Source organism: Nocardia tengchongensis, assembly GCF_054781395.1.
Genome location: NZ_BAAGUM010000015.1, coordinates 615,451 through 629,953 on the forward strand (window position 1 = coordinate 615,451; position 14,503 = coordinate 629,953).

General features: G+C 65.4%; 18 protein-coding genes. 11 read left to right on the forward strand and 7 right to left on the reverse strand.

The annotated features are described in order from the left end of the window. Positions 1-47: 47 nt before the first annotated feature. A complete protein-coding gene (locus tag ACYVKL_RS29435; RefSeq protein ID WP_379166388.1) occupies positions 48-626 on the forward strand; it encodes a TetR/AcrR family transcriptional regulator in 579 nt (192 codons plus the stop codon). A gap of 249 nt (positions 627-875) precedes the next feature. Then, positions 876-1,241, forward strand: a complete 366-nt coding sequence (locus ACYVKL_RS29440; RefSeq protein ID WP_379166389.1) for a hypothetical protein — start codon at positions 876-878, stop codon at positions 1,239-1,241. A 40-nt stretch (positions 1,242-1,281) separates the two neighbouring features. Here ACYVKL_RS29440 and ACYVKL_RS29445 read toward each other — a convergent pair whose 3' ends face one another. Continuing rightward, positions 1,282-2,553, reverse strand: a complete 1,272-nt coding sequence (locus tag ACYVKL_RS29445; protein WP_379166391.1) for a vWA domain-containing protein — start codon at positions 2,551-2,553, stop codon at positions 1,282-1,284. Between the two features lie 98 nt (positions 2,554-2,651). Next, positions 2,652-3,260 (reverse strand): TetR/AcrR family transcriptional regulator, encoded by a 609-nt coding sequence (locus tag ACYVKL_RS29450; RefSeq protein WP_379166392.1) that lies wholly within the window; start codon positions 3,258-3,260, stop codon positions 2,652-2,654. A 235-nt stretch (positions 3,261-3,495) separates the two neighbouring features. Here ACYVKL_RS29450 and ACYVKL_RS29455 point away from each other — a divergent pair, with 235 nt between their 5' ends. After that, positions 3,496-3,921 carry a DUF2871 domain-containing protein gene (locus tag ACYVKL_RS29455; protein ID WP_379166393.1) on the forward strand — a complete coding sequence of 142 codons (426 nt, stop codon included), beginning with the start codon at positions 3,496-3,498 and terminating at the stop codon, positions 3,919-3,921. A 51-nt stretch (positions 3,922-3,972) separates the two neighbouring features. Continuing rightward, positions 3,973-4,341 carry an antibiotic biosynthesis monooxygenase family protein gene (locus tag ACYVKL_RS29460; RefSeq protein WP_379166395.1) on the forward strand — a complete coding sequence of 123 codons (369 nt, stop codon included), beginning with the start codon at positions 3,973-3,975 and terminating at the stop codon, positions 4,339-4,341. Positions 4,342-4,461: 120 nt separating this feature from the next. Here ACYVKL_RS29460 and ACYVKL_RS29465 read toward each other — a convergent pair whose 3' ends face one another. Then, a complete protein-coding gene (locus ACYVKL_RS29465) occupies positions 4,462-5,484 on the reverse strand; it encodes a hypothetical protein (RefSeq protein WP_379166396.1) in 1,023 nt (340 codons plus the stop codon). Positions 5,485-5,592: 108 nt separating this feature from the next. Between ACYVKL_RS29465 and ACYVKL_RS29470 the strand changes: the two genes are divergently transcribed. Next, positions 5,593-6,276 (forward strand): TetR/AcrR family transcriptional regulator, encoded by a 684-nt coding sequence (locus ACYVKL_RS29470; RefSeq protein ID WP_379166397.1) that lies wholly within the window; start codon positions 5,593-5,595, stop codon positions 6,274-6,276. A gap of 128 nt (positions 6,277-6,404) precedes the next feature. On the opposite strand, the gene ACYVKL_RS29475 is transcribed toward ACYVKL_RS29470, so the two are convergent. Further along, entirely contained in the window at positions 6,405-7,859 is a 1,455-nt protein-coding gene (locus ACYVKL_RS29475) for an NAD(P)-binding protein (protein WP_379166399.1), read from the reverse strand. Between the two features lie 83 nt (positions 7,860-7,942). After that, complete coding sequence (locus ACYVKL_RS29480; protein WP_379166400.1) at positions 7,943-8,383, reverse strand: DUF6194 family protein; 441 nt, start codon at positions 8,381-8,383, stop codon at positions 7,943-7,945. Positions 8,384-8,442: 59 nt separating this feature from the next. Here ACYVKL_RS29480 and ACYVKL_RS29485 point away from each other — a divergent pair, with 59 nt between their 5' ends. Continuing rightward, positions 8,443-9,159, forward strand: a complete 717-nt coding sequence (locus tag ACYVKL_RS29485; RefSeq protein ID WP_379166401.1) for a MerR family transcriptional regulator — start codon at positions 8,443-8,445, stop codon at positions 9,157-9,159. On the opposite strand, the gene ACYVKL_RS29490 is transcribed toward ACYVKL_RS29485, so the two are convergent. Then, positions 9,156-9,485: a thioredoxin family protein gene (locus ACYVKL_RS29490; protein ID WP_379166402.1), complete on the reverse strand. Its 330-nt coding sequence runs from the start codon at positions 9,483-9,485 to the stop codon at positions 9,156-9,158. The two genes, ACYVKL_RS29485 and ACYVKL_RS29490, sit on opposite strands and share 4 nt — an antisense overlap. A gap of 2 nt (positions 9,486-9,487) precedes the next feature. Next, on the reverse strand, positions 9,488-10,432 hold the full coding sequence (locus ACYVKL_RS29495; protein WP_379166404.1) for a MerR family transcriptional regulator: 945 nt from the start codon (positions 10,430-10,432) through the stop codon (positions 9,488-9,490). 77 nt (positions 10,433-10,509) lie between these two features. On the opposite strand from ACYVKL_RS29495, the gene ACYVKL_RS29500 reads away from it, so the two are divergent. The 5 genes from ACYVKL_RS29500 (at position 10,510) to ACYVKL_RS29520 (ending at position 14,475) form a co-directional block, all read left to right on the forward strand. After that, on the forward strand, positions 10,510-10,863 hold the full coding sequence (locus ACYVKL_RS29500) for a hypothetical protein (protein WP_379166405.1): 354 nt from the start codon (positions 10,510-10,512) through the stop codon (positions 10,861-10,863). 126 nt (positions 10,864-10,989) lie between these two features. Then, a complete protein-coding gene (locus ACYVKL_RS29505; RefSeq protein ID WP_379166407.1) occupies positions 10,990-11,505 on the forward strand; it encodes an HAD domain-containing protein in 516 nt (171 codons plus the stop codon). A 312-nt stretch (positions 11,506-11,817) separates the two neighbouring features. After that, a complete protein-coding gene (locus ACYVKL_RS29510; protein WP_379166408.1) occupies positions 11,818-12,285 on the forward strand; it encodes a MarR family winged helix-turn-helix transcriptional regulator in 468 nt (155 codons plus the stop codon). A 124-nt stretch (positions 12,286-12,409) separates the two neighbouring features. Further along, a complete protein-coding gene (locus tag ACYVKL_RS29515) occupies positions 12,410-13,603 on the forward strand; it encodes an MFS transporter (RefSeq protein WP_379166409.1) in 1,194 nt (397 codons plus the stop codon). Between the two features lie 41 nt (positions 13,604-13,644). Continuing rightward, on the forward strand, positions 13,645-14,475 hold the full coding sequence (locus ACYVKL_RS29520) for an aldo/keto reductase (RefSeq protein WP_379166410.1): 831 nt from the start codon (positions 13,645-13,647) through the stop codon (positions 14,473-14,475). The last annotated feature ends 28 nt before the right edge of the window (positions 14,476-14,503 follow it).

Genomic DNA, 14,503 nt, shown 5'->3' on the forward strand with positions numbered 1-14,503 from the left:
CGAGTGTGCAGTAGGATGGCCGTACTAGTCAACCTAGGGAGAACACGATGCCGAGCGACACCAAGGCCCGGATGATCGACGCCGCCATCGATGCACTCCAGCGTCGGGGCGTCGCGGGGATGTCCTTCACCGAGATCCTCGATGCCAGCGGGGCTGCGCGCGGGGCGATCTACCACCACTTTCCCGGCGGCAAAGGCGAATTGGTCGCGGAGGCCGCCACCCGCAACGGCCAAGATGTGCGAGCCCACATGGCCGCACTACCGGGAACCACGCCGACAGCGATCGTCGACAACTTCCTCGACGCGGTACGCCCAGTGGTCGCCGCGTCCGCCGGAGGCGGTGGCTGCGCCGTCGCGGCCATCACTGTCGAACCGGACGGCGACGCGTTGCGCGCCATCGCCGATACCGCATTCACCTCCTGGACAACGGCACTGGCCGAGCGGCTCGGCGCCACCGGTGTCGAACCCGCCGAAGCCGCGGACCTCGCCACCGCACTCATCGGCCTGCTCGAAGGCGCCCACATTCTCTGCCGCGCCGCAGGCACCCTGGAACCCTTCGAGCGAACCGCGCGAGCAGCAACCGAACTGATCCGATCCCGCTACCCGCACGAAGAGCAGAGCCGATGACTCCCACTCCGGCGGTTGGAGGTAGGCCTCACCGTTGAAGAATTCGCAGAGGGTTTGGGCTGCGATAGCAGTACTGATTGATCTTCACTGCGGAGATCCCACCGGAGACCTGACAGACCCACGACTCAATTTCCCTCCCCGGAGGCGCCAATCCACTCGACGAGGGTGTCGAAGTCATTGCGCTGCAGTCCTATCCGAGGATCAACGTGATGCAGAAGGGCTCGACCAATCCGCCGGCGCCTGCCTCTCATGAATCACGATGATGCCCCGGCGCTCCTGCGTGAACGCTTCGTCGTTGAAATCGGCATTCGGCAAGCGTGGCCGTACGTGACATTCGCCGATAATCGTGACGGAGCATCTCCGCAGGAAGTCCGCCTCTACATCGACAGCAGCTTTACGGTGGTACCGGGCCCTGCTGTCCTGGACTCCGTGGAGGAGGACGACGAAAAGCTCAGGCTGCTACGCCTGGCCGAAGTGCTCAACCTGACCGTTCACGATGTCACCGTCGATGACGACGGGGGCTTGGTGGTGAGTTTTCACGACAACGTCAACTTGCGTGTGTCTGGGCACAGGCAACTCTGGACTACACACGACGTCTGGTGGTTCGGCTCGTAGCCTGCGGATATCAGCGAAAGACGGCCACCGACCAACTCGATCAGCGCAGTACGCCGGCCTGGCGTGCGGCCTGGATCCAGGAGGGGAACTCGCTGAGCAGCAGGCGGTACAGCTCGGCGTCGGAGAGCTGATCGATGTCGCGCACGGCGAAGAAGCCTGCGTTGTCGACCACCCGGCCATCGAGATCGTCGAGTTTGGACAGTATCCCGAAGTTGTTGGGCCCCAGCCCGATGAACTGCCAGAAGGCGGGCGCCCTCGACGCGGCGCGCATGAGTTGTGTGATCTCGCGGCGCTTGCTGAACCCGCCGTCGGTGAAGAACAGCACCAGCGTCGGCTCACCGGTGGTCTGCAGCGACCCGAGAATCGCCTGCATGATCGGGATCTCGTCATTGACCGCACCGATGTGCCGGTAGTCGATGCCCGCATGCACGCCGTTCAGGTGCAGGAACGTCGCGCACCACCGCTCGGCGTCCTCAACGGTGATGTCGGGCAGCTTCGCGAACTTCTGGCCGTAGAGGAACGGCTCGAGCGCGCCGTTGTCGTCGAGCTGAATGGCGACCGGGATCATCCGCTCCACAACCTGGTGCACGACCTTGCGCTTGTAGAGCCCGGCCATACTCCCGGTCTTGTCGATCACCAGGATCACCCTGGCCCGCACGCCTTGTGCGCCCTTGGTCAGCAACACCTTGGCCACTTCGCGTTTGCGCAGATCCAGAACCTGGCGCTTCTCGAACGACAACTTCGCCTCGCCCGGCATCGACCGGACCGACTCGAACGGCTCGGGCGCAGGCACCGCTGCGGCGGAGTCGATCGTTGGTTGATCAACGACGACACCGTGATCGGTGATCAGATCCGCGAACCCGCCCGCATAACCCTGTCCGACCGCTCGCACCTTCCAGCCCGAACCGCGACGGTACAGTTCGATCGCTACGATCACGGATTCCCTGCCGAGGCCGTCGATCCGATAGTTGTACAACGGCTTTCCGCCCGCATCGGCAAGAGTTGCCGTCGGCGGCGAATAGGCCCCGAAGCACGCGTGCGGGTCGTCGAGGGTGACCACCGCCCGGATCTGCGCGATCGCGGCCGGTACTCGGCTCAGATCCACCCGCAGTGTTCCCGCCGACAGGTGGACACCGGGCGCGGCAGGCTGGTTGTAGAACACGAAGTCGGCGTCCGAGCGCACCTTCCCCGCCGCAGTGACCAGCAGTGCCGAAATGTCCACCGGGGCCGAGGCACTCACGGCGATCACCACCGCGGCAGTACCCAATTCGGCGTTCTGGCCCTTGGTCAGCATCAGTGGAGACTCGGTCATCAGGTCGGCTCTCGATCCAGGTGGACGGTTCCTGTTCACCGTAGCCATTCGCTCATCCGGCTTCTCGGCGAAGGCAACCGTCTGCGGAGGCCGCCGACTTACGGCTGTGACAGCTGGAGCGCGAGCGTATTCGTGAGCCATTGCTCGTACGCCGCGGGCGTCCAGCCGGCGTCGGTGACCAGGCTGTGGTAGACGTCGTCCGTCATCAGCGCGATCGCGACGTCCGTGGCGGTGGCGTCGAGGTCTCTACCGGCTTCGCGAATCTGCACGATGACCGCGTCGATTTCGATGCGGTTGCGGCGCATGGCTTCTGCCCTGGCGTTGGCGATGTCGGCGTCGATGCTGGCGCCGGAGTGCAGCAGAGTGAGGATGTCGCCGCACCGCTCGCGGACCTGCCGACTTCCCTTGGCCAATACCTGGATCAACTCCAGGGGATCGTCGAGGTGCTGGGACTCGGCACGCAGGTCGATCAATCCCGCTTCTTCTTCGAGCAGGTCGATCAGTCCTCGCAGCACTCCGGCCTTGGAGCCGAAGTGCGAGTAGATCGTTTGCGGTGCGACCCCGGCCTCGCGGGCGATGTACCGGATCGACGTGCCCGTGTATCCGCTCTCGGCGAAGAGCCGGCGTGCGGTGGTCAGGATGACCCGCAGCGTCAGTTGCTCACGTCGATCGCGCAAGCGGACCACGCCGGATTGCTCCGCCGACATCTACTCCTCCTGTCAACAACCACATCTGTGGTCAGTCAGCGTATCGAGCCCATCGCGGTCGACGCGCTCGTACTACCCCGAGTCTAGACGACCGTCGGTCCGCTTACTAGAACACTGTTCCATTTAACAATCATCTGTTCTAGAGTGGTCGTCGTCATGATGGCCGACCGGCCGCAAGGATCGGGCAGGGCGCCCCACGGGAAGGCCGGTACCCCGCACTCCGACAAGGAATTCGATGAAACAGCTCTACTACGCGGCGACCCTCTACACCGTGCTCGGACTGTTGTCCGGGCTGTTCTATCGCGATTTCACCAAGTCCCACCATTTCACCGGGAAGACCGAACTCGCGATCACGCACACACACCTGCTGTCGCTCGGCACGCTGTTCCTGCTCATCGTCTTGGCCTTGGACAAGCAGTTCGCACTGTCCTCGCAGCGGCTGTACGGCTGGTTCTTCTGGACGTACAACACCGGTGTCCTCTGGTCGGTGACCTGCATGACCCTGATCGGAATTCGCACCGTGAAGGGCCAATCCGAGAGCGGGTTCCTGGCCCATCTGTCCGGCGGCGGACACATCCTCCTGACGATTGGATTCGTCCTGTTCTTTGTCTGCATGTATCGGCCGGTGACAGCCCGTCAGGAAGTGCTCGCCAGCGTATGACGCACGGGCACAGTAGATTTGAGAATGAAGTCAGAACGAGAGGATGAAGCAATGATCCAATTCCAGGCAGTGGACCCTACGGTCCCGCTCCCCGTTCAGCTGCAGGAGAACACCGGTCCGATCACCGTCATCAACACCTTCGTCGTCCCGGCCGAGCTGGCCGATGACTTCTTGAAGATCTGGGCCGAGGACGCTTCCTTCATGAAGTCACAACCAGGCTTCGTCTCCACCCAGATGCACCGCGGATTCGGCGGCAGCCGGCTGTTCGCCAATATCGCGGTGTGGGAATCCTCCGCAGCCCTACTGGCGGCGCTGTCCAACCCAGAGTTCCATCAGGGCGCGGCCAAGTACCCGGACGGGATCGTCACCTACCCAACGGCATTCCAGAAGGTCGCCGTCGAGGGAATCTGCGGCGCCTGACCACCGCACCCCGATCGCTGGGGCGGCTCGCAACCCTGGCCCGCCCCAACAGCGTCCGCGGCCGAGCGCAACCCGAACCCCGCAACGCGTCATCGGTCCGCAGCCGTCTCGATCCACCTTTCAGGCGCGGTAGGACTGAGCGACTGCGGAGAAGGCCTCCTTCGGTTCCCATGTCATGTCCGGATAGGTGTCGCCATAGTTGCCCTCCAGGACCTTGACGATGCCGAGGCTGGCGAGGTCCAAGTCGTCACGGGGATCGCCGTCGGGACGGTGCGGGTGGCTGTGCAGCGCGAAGAGGAATACGAAGGCGCTGTCGACACCTTCGCTGTCGAAGATCTCCAGCAGTTCGGACAGGTAGGCGGCTTGTCCGGCCTCGTCCCGAACAAAACTGCCGTTCAACCGAACCGGGGCACCGGTGGCGTCGTACTCGACTATCTCGTTGCTGCGCGGCGCGATATCGGCCGCGCCCTTCCAGCCGGCGGTGCCGAAACCGGTGATCGCCAGCGGCTTTCCCTGGGCGACCAGGTCGCTCACCCCGGCCCGGAATTGGTCGGCCACCTCGGCGGAGCGAATGAGTTCGATCGACATGATGTCGAAGGGCGTCCAGTCGATCCGTTCGAATGGGATGGCGCAGTAGGTGAGTTTGCCTCCGAAGTGCTCACGCACCACCGCCACGGCCTCGCCCAGGAATTTGTCGAGACGACCGATGAGCTCGGCCAGTCGCTCACCGCGAGCCTCGGCGTTGCCGAGCACGAATTCGAGCCGCTCCCAGACGGTGTCGCCGGGCAGGAACTCCCGATTCATCAGGCTCAGTTCGACTCCCGTCACGAACACGACCTCGGCCCCGGTCGCCCGCAGCCGCTCTGCCCGTCGCGCACAATCCGCGAACAACGCCAGAATCTCGGCAGCTGTCCGTTCCAGCGGGTACGGCGAGAACCACACCTCGAGGCCCAGTTCCGCGGCGTGCCGCGCCGCCAGTTCCAGCCGGTCGGCATCGCCTCCGACAATCTGAACGGCCGTGCAGTGCAGGTCATCTCGGATGATCGCCAGCTCCCGACGGACGACGTCGGGGTCGAAGTCCTGTCGTGACGTGTGGCCCTTCGCGATGAACCCCGTGTCATAGGTCATTCCCTTGGCGCGCATGTCTGATTCCTTCTGTTGATCCGGAGGTTCGGTCGACGCCAGGCTAGCCACAAAACATGCGCGCACGCAATATTTCGTGCACGCACCTTTGTGTGACAGGATCGGGTCGTGACAACGCGACCGGCAGGATTGCGCGAGCGCAAGAAGCAGGCCACCCGCGAAGCCCTCCGGGAAGCCGCACTACGACTGGCCCTCGAGCAGGGGCCGGACAATGTGCGCGTCGAGGACATCGCCGAGGCGGCCGGCGTCTCACCCCGCACGTACAACAACTACTTCTCGAGCCGCGATCAGGCGATCGTCGCGGCCGTCACCGCCGAGCGGGAGGCGCGGGTCGCCGCAGCCGTCACCGCCCGGGCCCCCGAAGTCCGCCTCGCGGATGCGATCATCGACGCGGTCCTGGCGGAGTACATCGACCCGGGCGAAGCCCGCCGCGACGCACTGCTGTTGATCACCACGCATCAGGCACTCCGTGAGGTCTTTCTCGGAACCACGGACGCGCTCGCGAAACCCCTCGCCGCCGCGATCACCGAACGCCTGAGCGCCATCGACGAATTCACCGCCCCGGTACTCGCGGCCGGAGTCGCGGCCGCCATCCGAGTCGCGCTCGAACAATGGCTACAGCCCGCCTCCGATGCCGCCATCGCAGGCTTCGTCGTGGTATCCCGTCCGCTGTCCGATCTGCTGCGCGCCGCTCTAGCCCCGCTCGTGCCCGCGCTCGATGACGCGGACGTCAGGGCCGGTTCCGCAGCGAATACGCCGCCCGATCGCGCTCCGGGTCACGCTCGCTCCTAGGGGCTTCGGCCGAGATACCTGCCGACCGCGCGAATCTGGTCGGGATCGGCACGGCCGATCGCCGCGGAAATCGCCGGAGTGCGATGGGGCGGAACGCCGAACTCGATGGCTTTGCGGCTGAGGTCGATTCAGATGACCGGGCCGCAGCGGACGTGGAAGCGGTCGCGGAGGGTGTCGAGAGTCTGGCGGTTGTGCTCCTGGTCGCGCCGGTGGGTTCGGATGAAGTGCGCGGTGTCGGTGACGCGGCGGTGGATCGGGTACCAGCGGTCGAAGTCGAGGCCGCAGTGGAGGAAGACCGAGGGGCCGAGGGCGTCGTAGATGAGGCTCAGGTTGTACAGATGCAGGGTCAGCGCGCCGTAGGTGAGGGCGGCGGCCGTCGCTGTCTTCGTCCGCAGGTTGTCGCCGTCGACCGCGTACAGCGGGAGCTCTCGGAGCTTGCCGCGGAACATCAGGTGAGTGAGGAAGTAGCCGGCGAACGACAGGAATCCGAATGTCGCCGAACGGGTCTGGATCGACAGCACCGACCCGGACGGCGAGACGTAGGGTTCGTAGGGGGTGCTCGTGTGCATCAGGTAGCCGGTGCAGTTCACCAGCCAGCTGCCTGCGGTGGTCACGGTGGAATCGCCGCTGCGGAACTGCAATTCAACGGAACCGTCGCGGTCGACCGCGTCCTCCAGGTGATCCACGACCACCGTGTTCAGACCCTCGCGGATGGTCCGCTGTTCCGACTCCGACAACAGGCCCGCGAAGAAGTTGTTCGGGTGCTCAGTCACCGCCAGTCCGGAGGTGCGCAGCAGCCAATCCTGGACCTCGGGCTCGTTGGTGCCGTCGAAATGGCGTGCGATGTCGATGAACAACCGGTTCGGCATGGCGCCGCCCCACCAGCGGCGTGCCCCGCGCGGCAGGATCCGGTCGCGATTGATGAAGACGGTTCCCGGCCCGGCGACCAGGTTCACTTCCCGCCCTGGGCAGGCCGTGATCAGAGCCGCCGCGGTGTCCATCGCGGTCTTGCCGCCGCCGATGATCCACACCGGTGTGTCGCTGGCGGCCATGTCATCGACCCGGACGTCGCAGTAGTTGGGCGACACCGATCGCACCCGTGTGCTCGAAACCCGAAGTGGGTCCAAGGGTGCGACATTCGTGCCGAACGCCTTGATCAGCTTGTCGGCGGTGATCACGAGCGGCGTACCGTCGGGACCCGTGCACGTGATCCGCACGCCGCCGCCGGTCTCCTCGTGCGACTGATAGTCGAAGCCGAAGTACTCCTCGATCTGAAGGCGTTGTCCGATCACCCGCAGGCAGTGCTCGAAATGCTGCAGTACCTCGGTTTTCGTCGCGAGGTAGGAGCGTTCCTTGCCGATCGTCCATTTGATGTCGCCGGCGGTGAACAGTGGATGCGGCTGATGCAATCGAACGTAGGGGTAGGCGTCGACCCACATCCCGCCGGGTCGAGGGTGCCGGTCCACGAGGATGACTTTTTGATCGCGACTCAGGTAGCGGCTCGCGACGTACAGGGCGTTCAGGCCAACAATTCCCGCCCCGATGACACAAACATCGCAGGCCGCGTTGTGCACTGGATTCACATCGGAAGTGTTCACAGGAAACCCCCAGCTACCTCTGATGAGACCACCGGCCGATCAGGATGTCAACGAATGGTCGGCCGTCTTCACGTCCGTGCGCGGTCGTGGGCGAGAACGAGCAACTCCTTGATCGTCGGAGTCGTGGTGTCCGGATTGATGACCGATAGCCAGGCGGCGCCGGCATACACCGGGTGGGCGAACAGGGAATCGGCTGCGGCGGGGTCGAGCGGATGATCTGCGGTTTCGCGCGGGGGGTGGCCCAGCTCAGCAATGAAGGCGTCCCGCCCGACACTGATGTTGAGCCGGAAGATGCCGGGGCGGTTCAGCTGCGAGGTCGCGTCGTCGGGGTAGTCCTTGGTGACGATAGTGGCGAAGGGCTGGGTTCGGGTCGGGACCTGGCCGTCGGGGGCGTAGTAGAAGAACCTGTCGCCCCAGGCTATCTCTGGGTATCCGCTGCCCGGGCCGGGCGCGAGGGTCAGGACGCCGTCCAGGGACTCGATGTACTCGGTGATCTCCTCGATATCCATGAGTTCTATCGTGGACCCGAAGTGCTTGTGGAGACTTGTTCCCGGAAAGCCCAGGTGAATTGAACGAAAGTCGCAACTCCGCTGGTCTGCGGACCGCCGATGTGGCGCGCCGGGCCGGGTACTCGGTGCAGCAGATCCGCAATCTCGAACGTGATGGCGTCCTGCCGCCCGCGGCGCGGACTCCGGCCGGGTATCGCGCCTACGACGCCGTTCATGTCGTGTCGGCTCGGGCCTACCGCGCGCTCGCGGCCGGAACCGGACCCGTGGCGGCCAAGGAGATCGTCCGGGCCGCCCATCACGACTCCCCCACGCGCATGCTCGCCTTGCTCGATGCCGCGCACGCCGGCCTCGACACCGAGCGCCGTGATCTGGAGGCAACCCGGGCCGCCGTCCGCCACATCAGCGAGGAACCCCTCGCCGAGGTCCGCGGATCGGACTCGATGAGCGTCTCCGAGCTGGCCGATGCCCTCGGCATCCGCCCGTCGACCCTGCGGCATTGGGATGCAACAGGATTGGTGACTCCGGGTCGAGCCGTTCATCGAGACGCCCGCGTCTACGCACCCGCCGATGTCCGCGACGCGCGCATCGTGCACCAGCTCCGTCGAGCCGGTTACGGCATCCCGGCGCTGGGCATCCTCATGGCCGAATTCCGGGGCGCTCGCCGTTGGAACGAGGTGCTGGAGCGGCTGGCGGTCCGGGATGCGAGCATCGAATCCCGTTCGCTGTCCTTGCTCGACGGCGCTGCCGAGCTACGAGCGCTGCGGTCTCGGATCTAGCCTTGGAGTGCGGCATCGAGTTCGGCGAGAAGCTTGGTCTTCGATCGTGCGCCGACGAGCGTGCGGAGCAGCTGACCGTCGCGGAAGAGCAGCAGGGTCGGCTGGGACATGATTTTGTAATCCCGCACGGCCGTGGGGTTTTCGTCGGTGTCGATCGTGTGGATGGTCAAGGTGGCGGACCGCTCGTTGGCGATCTGGGCGAGCACCGGCTTGATCATGTGGCAGGGCGGGCACCACTCGGCCGTGAAATCCACCAGGACGGTCCCCTTGCGGGCCAGGACCTGCCGCTCGAACGTCTCGTCGGTGATGTGGGTTATCTCGGTCATGGTCAGGATTCCTTGTCGTGTAGCCAGCGGAGGAGTTCGGCCGCGTGTCGGCCCGGCGGGAAGACCGGGTAGAAGACGTGCTCGATCACGCCGTCCCTGACGACCAGGGTCAGGCGCTTGTAGAGGCGGGTGCCGTCGACGTCGAAGGTGGGCAGCGACAGTGCGTCGGCCAGGCGGAAGTCCGGGTCCGACAGCATCGTGAACGGCAGCCGCAATCGGGTGACGACCTCGTGCTGGTAGTCCGTGGTCTGGCTGGACAGGCCGAAGAGCCGGTCGACGCCCGCGGCCCGTAGCTCGGCGTAGTGGTCTCGCAAGCCGCAGGCCTGGGGTGTGCAACCGCGGGCGCCCGGGATCTCGTTCCAACCAGCGGGAATGTCGGCATCGGGTCGGCCGGTCAGCGGGTAGAGGTAGATGACGGTGCGTCCGGGGCCGAGCGCGGCGAGATCGATTCGCTCGCCGTTGGAGTCGTCGATCGACACCGCGGGCACGCGCACGCCCGGCAGGTGTGCGGCGGCACCGTCGTCGATCGGCGCCACCAGATCAGTCGGTAGCTTCATGAGATCGTCCATGCCCGGAGCCGGGACGACGTCACTGCGCCGATACGCGGCCTCGCGCAGTCGCTGAATCAAACCGTCCCTGCGGGCGGTCAGCACATCGATCTGGGCGTTCAGATCGTCGATGGCCCTGTGATATTCGGCCAGCGACTCCGGGCAGTCGTCACCGTGCTCGCTGCCCGCCACCAGACACTCCAGAAACGGGCGTGTCTCCTCCACCGGAATCCCGAGCCGATTGAGCACCCGGATCTCCCGCACCAGCCGGATCGTGTCGTCGTCGTACTCCCGATAGCCGTTGGCGTGCCTGGTCGGGGCCACCAATCCCAAAGCCTCATACCGCCGGATCGCCTTCGGACTGACCTCCGCCAGCCGCGCGACTTCACCAATCCGCATACCGCCGAATCTAAATGCTGCCCCCAGGGGCAAGGTCAACATCGGGGCCGAATGATCACCGATGCGATAATCACCCCATGGCCGACGCAGAACGGATCAGCTGGGACCACCTCAAAACCAGGCAACCCACCGACGCCGACCGCGCAGCGCTCCGGACAGCCCTGGTCGCCCGCGCCCTCGAAGTCAAACAACACGGCTGGGACCCCTACCGCGACGCCTGGACCGCCGGCGAACTCGCCGACGTCGCCTACCTCCTCCAGGACACGGCAATGCTCGAGGAACTCGAAGAACACGAAGGCTCGGTCCTCACCCGCTACGCCGGCAACCTCTACGGCTTCAACGGCGCCCGCAAAGACATCGCCGCCGGACTCGTCGGCACCCAGGAATGGTTCACCGCCGCCCGCGCGGAATTGGCAGTGCGGGACCAGTAGTCGAGCCACGGCGATCACTAATGCGGCAGACCGACAGTTTCGAGGAGGGTCTCATTCGGGCGCTGTACGGGAAGGTGCTGCGGTGGGGACCTGGATGGTGGATTCACCACTCGGGCGAGGCCCGGAATGACTAGGTCGGACCGGCCGCTGCTGTTCCTCGACGTTGATGGGCCGTTGATTCCGTTCGGTGATTCCCGTTTGGACGGGCTTGCGTCGCCTCCTTCCCCGGCGTGCGGCGGGACGAACCCCTTGGCAGGACGAATCGATCCGGTGCTGGGGCCGCTCCTGTTGGGACTTCGGTGCGAATTGGTATGGGCGACAACCTGGATGCAGGAGGCCAACAGCTACCTGAGCCCCATCCTGGGGTTGCCGGTGCTGCCGGTGATGGAGTGGCCGAAGGACGATGATGAACACATCGACTCTTGGTTCGGATTGCATTGGAAGACTCGGGCTCTGGTTGCGCGCGCGGCGGGGCGCGCGTTCATCTGGGTCGATGATGAGATCTGCGACGGGGACAAGGAGTGGGTCGCGGATAACCACGCTGGTCCTGCTCTGCTTTACCGGGTTGACCACCAGGTCGGACTCAGGTCGAGCGACTTCGATGTAATCGGCGAATGGGCTGCTGCAAACGCGGTCCGATAGGGCATGCGGCGTCCAGTGTCGTGAAAAATCGCGTGCCGAGCTGGTGCGATGCTCACCCCGGACGCAGGTGACGCCACAAATTGTTTGCGGTAATGCGGATCCAGGTCCAGAACCGACCATGCGGAAGGGCTGATCGTGGGACAGGTGCGGGCGCTGCCGATGCGGGCGTGCGATTGAAGGACGCGGCGGATCAGTGCTTGTCGACGATCCCGAGCGCCGGCCGATTTGCTGGTCAGGTCCCGGTCGCGGCTACTTGCATTCGCTGCTTATCACCTCGAGCTGATATTTGTCGATGCGGACTATCCTGGTCGTATGACCGCGAAAGACCCGGCGCTGACAGCTCTCGCGAGTGGGTGGGCAGCCCTGTCCCTGCTGCACGGCAGGATCGACTCGCACATCGAGCGCGCGCTGCAATCCCGGCACGATCTGAGCGTGCGGGAGTACTCGCTGCTCGAGGTGCTCAGTCGCCAGCACGACGGGGATGGCGGGCATCTGCAGATGAAGCAGGTGGCCGACGCGGTCGTGCTCAGCCAGAGCGCCACGACTCGCCTGGTGACCAGGCTCGAAGACCGGGGTTTGCTTGCCCGCTACCTGTGCCCGACCGATCGGCGCGGGATCTACACGAACGTCAGCGAGGCCGGGCTGGCACTGCTGGCCGAGGCTCGGCCGACTCATGACGCGGCCCTGCGGGAAGCGCTGGATCAGGCCGAGCAGCATCCCGAGCTGGCACGGCTCGTGGAGACCGTGCGCGCCTTGGATGGTCCCGCCGACCAGCGGTAACTCCGGTCGCCGATCGACCGTGATCTGCACATCACAGTAGTTGCAGTTGCATATATGCCGCGTCTGCAATTATTGTCGAGGAGCACTAAGGGCTCACTCAAGCAATCACGGAAAGGTCGTGCCCATGCCTCTCGCCATCTTCGCGCTGGCCATCGGCGCATTCGGGATCGGAACCACCGAGTTCGTCATCATGGGCCTGCTGCCCGAGATCGCCGGTGACTACGGGGTCACCATCCCGGCCGCCGGGCTGCTGGTCACCGGGTATGCGCTGGGTGTCGTCGTCGGCGCCCCCGTGATGACCGCGCTCGGCACGCGGGTCGGCCGCAAGCAGATACTCATGCTGCTCATGGGATTGTTCGTGGCCGGGAATCTGATCTCGGCGCTCGCCCCGACCTTCGGGGTGATGCTCACCGGGCGCATCGTCGCCTCGCTGGCGCACGGCGCGTTCTTCGGCATCGGGTCGGTCGTCGCGGCCGACCTGGTCGCCCCGGACAAGAAGGCCGGTGCGATCGCCACCATGTTCACCGGGCTCACCGTCGCCAATATCGTCGGTGTGCCGCTGGGCACCTTCATCGGGCAGGCCATCGGCTGGCGGGCGACCTTCGGCATCGTCGCCGCACTCGGGGTGGCGGGGCTGATCGGCATCGCCAAGCTCGTACCGGACCTACCGCGCCCCGAAAGTGCCCGGTTGGGCCGCGAATTCGCCGCACTCGGCAATGTGCAGGTGGTGCTGGCCATGGCGATGACGGTGCTCGGATTCGGTGGCGTCTTCGCCGCGATCACCTATATCGCACCGATGATGACCCAGGTCACGGGTTTCGCCGACGGCTCGGTCACCTGGCTGCTGGTCCTGTTCGGCATCGGCATGTTCCTCGGCAATCTGCTCGGTGGCCGGTTCGCCGATAGCAAGCTGATGCCGATGCTCTACGCCAGTCTCGGCGGCCTCGCGGTCGTGCTCGCGCTGTTCACAATCACCGCGCACGACAAAACCCTTGCGGCCGTGACGATTCTGCTGGTCGGGGCGCTCGGATTCGCCACCGTTCCGCCTTTGCAGAAGCGGGTGCTCGATCAGGCACACGGCGCTCCCACCCTGGCTTCGGCGGTCAACATCGGCGCGTTCAATCTCGGCAACGCGCTTGCCGCGTGGCTCGGCGGCATCGTCATCGGCGCGGGGTTCGGATACACCGCCCCGAACTGGGTCGGTGCGCTGCTCGCCGCGGCCGCACTCGGTCTCGCGGTCCTCTCGGCGGCGCTCGAACGTCGTGACACCGGGCACGCACCCGCCGCGGCATCCCGTCCACGCGCCCTCCAGCACTGACGGCTGTCCCCCGACCCGTCCATTCATTCAGGAGAAACCCGATGAACGACAACGCAATCCCCTCCATCACGCTGAACGACGGGGTCGAGATTCCCCAGCTCGGCTTCGGCGTCTTCCAAGTTCCCGACGACGAGACCACCGCGGCGGTGAGCACCGCCCTCGAAACCGGCTACCGCAGCATCGACACTGCCGCGATCTACGGCAACGAGGCCGGTGTGGGCCGGGCGCTCGCGGCCTCCGGGCTGCCGCGCGGCGATCTGTTCGTCACGACCAAACTGTGGAACGCCGACCAGGGCTACGAGGCCACGCTGCGTGCCTTCGACGACAGCCTCGCCAAGCTCGGCCTCGACCACGTGGACCTCTACCTCATCCATTGGCCCACTCCCGCAAGGGATCTGTACCTCGACTCCTGGCGCGCCATCGAACGCCTCGCCGCACAGGGCGCAGTCCGGGCCGCAGGCGTCTCCAACTTCCAACCGGCCCATCTGAGCCGACTTCTCGACCACAGTGAACTGGTCCCCGCTGTCAACCAGATCGAACTGCACCCGGCGCTACAGCAGTCCGACCTCCGCGCCTTCCACGCCTTGCACGGCATCGCCACCGAGGCTTGGAGCCCGCTGGCCAAGGGCGAGATCCTCACCCACCCCGCCATTGCCGCGATCGCCGAACGGACCGGAAAGTCCGCCGCTCAGGTCGTGCTCCGCTGGCACCTACAGCTCGGCAATATCGTGATCCCGAAGTCGGTCACCCCCTCCCGAATCCGAGACAACCTGAATGTCTTCGACTTCCAACTCGCCGAACACGACATGGCCGCCATTGCGACGCTGGATCGGAACCTCCGTACCGGGCCGCATCCCGACACGCTCAACTGAGGCGGTCTCGGCCAGAGCGTCGAGACGG

What these genes read in the sequence shown, in the direction of transcription:
- ACYVKL_RS29435 (WP_379166388.1), top strand. Translation starts at nt 48, where the DNA reads ATGCCGAGCGACACCAAGGCCCGGATGATCGACGCCGCCATCGATGCA.
- ACYVKL_RS29440 (WP_379166389.1), top strand. Translation starts at nt 876, where the DNA reads ATGAATCACGATGATGCCCCGGCGCTCCTGCGTGAACGCTTCGTCGTT.
- ACYVKL_RS29445 (WP_379166391.1), bottom strand. Translation starts at nt 2,553, where the DNA reads ATGACCGAGTCTCCACTGATGCTGACCAAGGGCCAGAACGCCGAATTG.
- ACYVKL_RS29450 (WP_379166392.1), bottom strand. Translation starts at nt 3,260, where the DNA reads ATGTCGGCGGAGCAATCCGGCGTGGTCCGCTTGCGCGATCGACGTGAG.
- ACYVKL_RS29455 (WP_379166393.1), top strand. Translation starts at nt 3,496, where the DNA reads ATGAAACAGCTCTACTACGCGGCGACCCTCTACACCGTGCTCGGACTG.
- ACYVKL_RS29460 (WP_379166395.1), top strand. Translation starts at nt 3,973, where the DNA reads ATGATCCAATTCCAGGCAGTGGACCCTACGGTCCCGCTCCCCGTTCAG.
- ACYVKL_RS29465 (WP_379166396.1), bottom strand. Translation starts at nt 5,484, where the DNA reads ATGCGCGCCAAGGGAATGACCTATGACACGGGGTTCATCGCGAAGGGC.
- ACYVKL_RS29480 (WP_379166400.1), bottom strand. Translation starts at nt 8,383, where the DNA reads ATGGATATCGAGGAGATCACCGAGTACATCGAGTCCCTGGACGGCGTC.
- ACYVKL_RS29490 (WP_379166402.1), bottom strand. Translation starts at nt 9,485, where the DNA reads ATGACCGAGATAACCCACATCACCGACGAGACGTTCGAGCGGCAGGTC.
- ACYVKL_RS29495 (WP_379166404.1), bottom strand. Translation starts at nt 10,432, where the DNA reads ATGCGGATTGGTGAAGTCGCGCGGCTGGCGGAGGTCAGTCCGAAGGCG.
- ACYVKL_RS29500 (WP_379166405.1), top strand. Translation starts at nt 10,510, where the DNA reads ATGGCCGACGCAGAACGGATCAGCTGGGACCACCTCAAAACCAGGCAA.
- ACYVKL_RS29505 (WP_379166407.1), top strand. Translation starts at nt 10,990, where the DNA reads ATGACTAGGTCGGACCGGCCGCTGCTGTTCCTCGACGTTGATGGGCCG.
- ACYVKL_RS29510 (WP_379166408.1), top strand. Translation starts at nt 11,818, where the DNA reads ATGACCGCGAAAGACCCGGCGCTGACAGCTCTCGCGAGTGGGTGGGCA.
- ACYVKL_RS29515 (WP_379166409.1), top strand. Translation starts at nt 12,410, where the DNA reads ATGCCTCTCGCCATCTTCGCGCTGGCCATCGGCGCATTCGGGATCGGA.
- ACYVKL_RS29520 (WP_379166410.1), top strand. Translation starts at nt 13,645, where the DNA reads ATGAACGACAACGCAATCCCCTCCATCACGCTGAACGACGGGGTCGAG.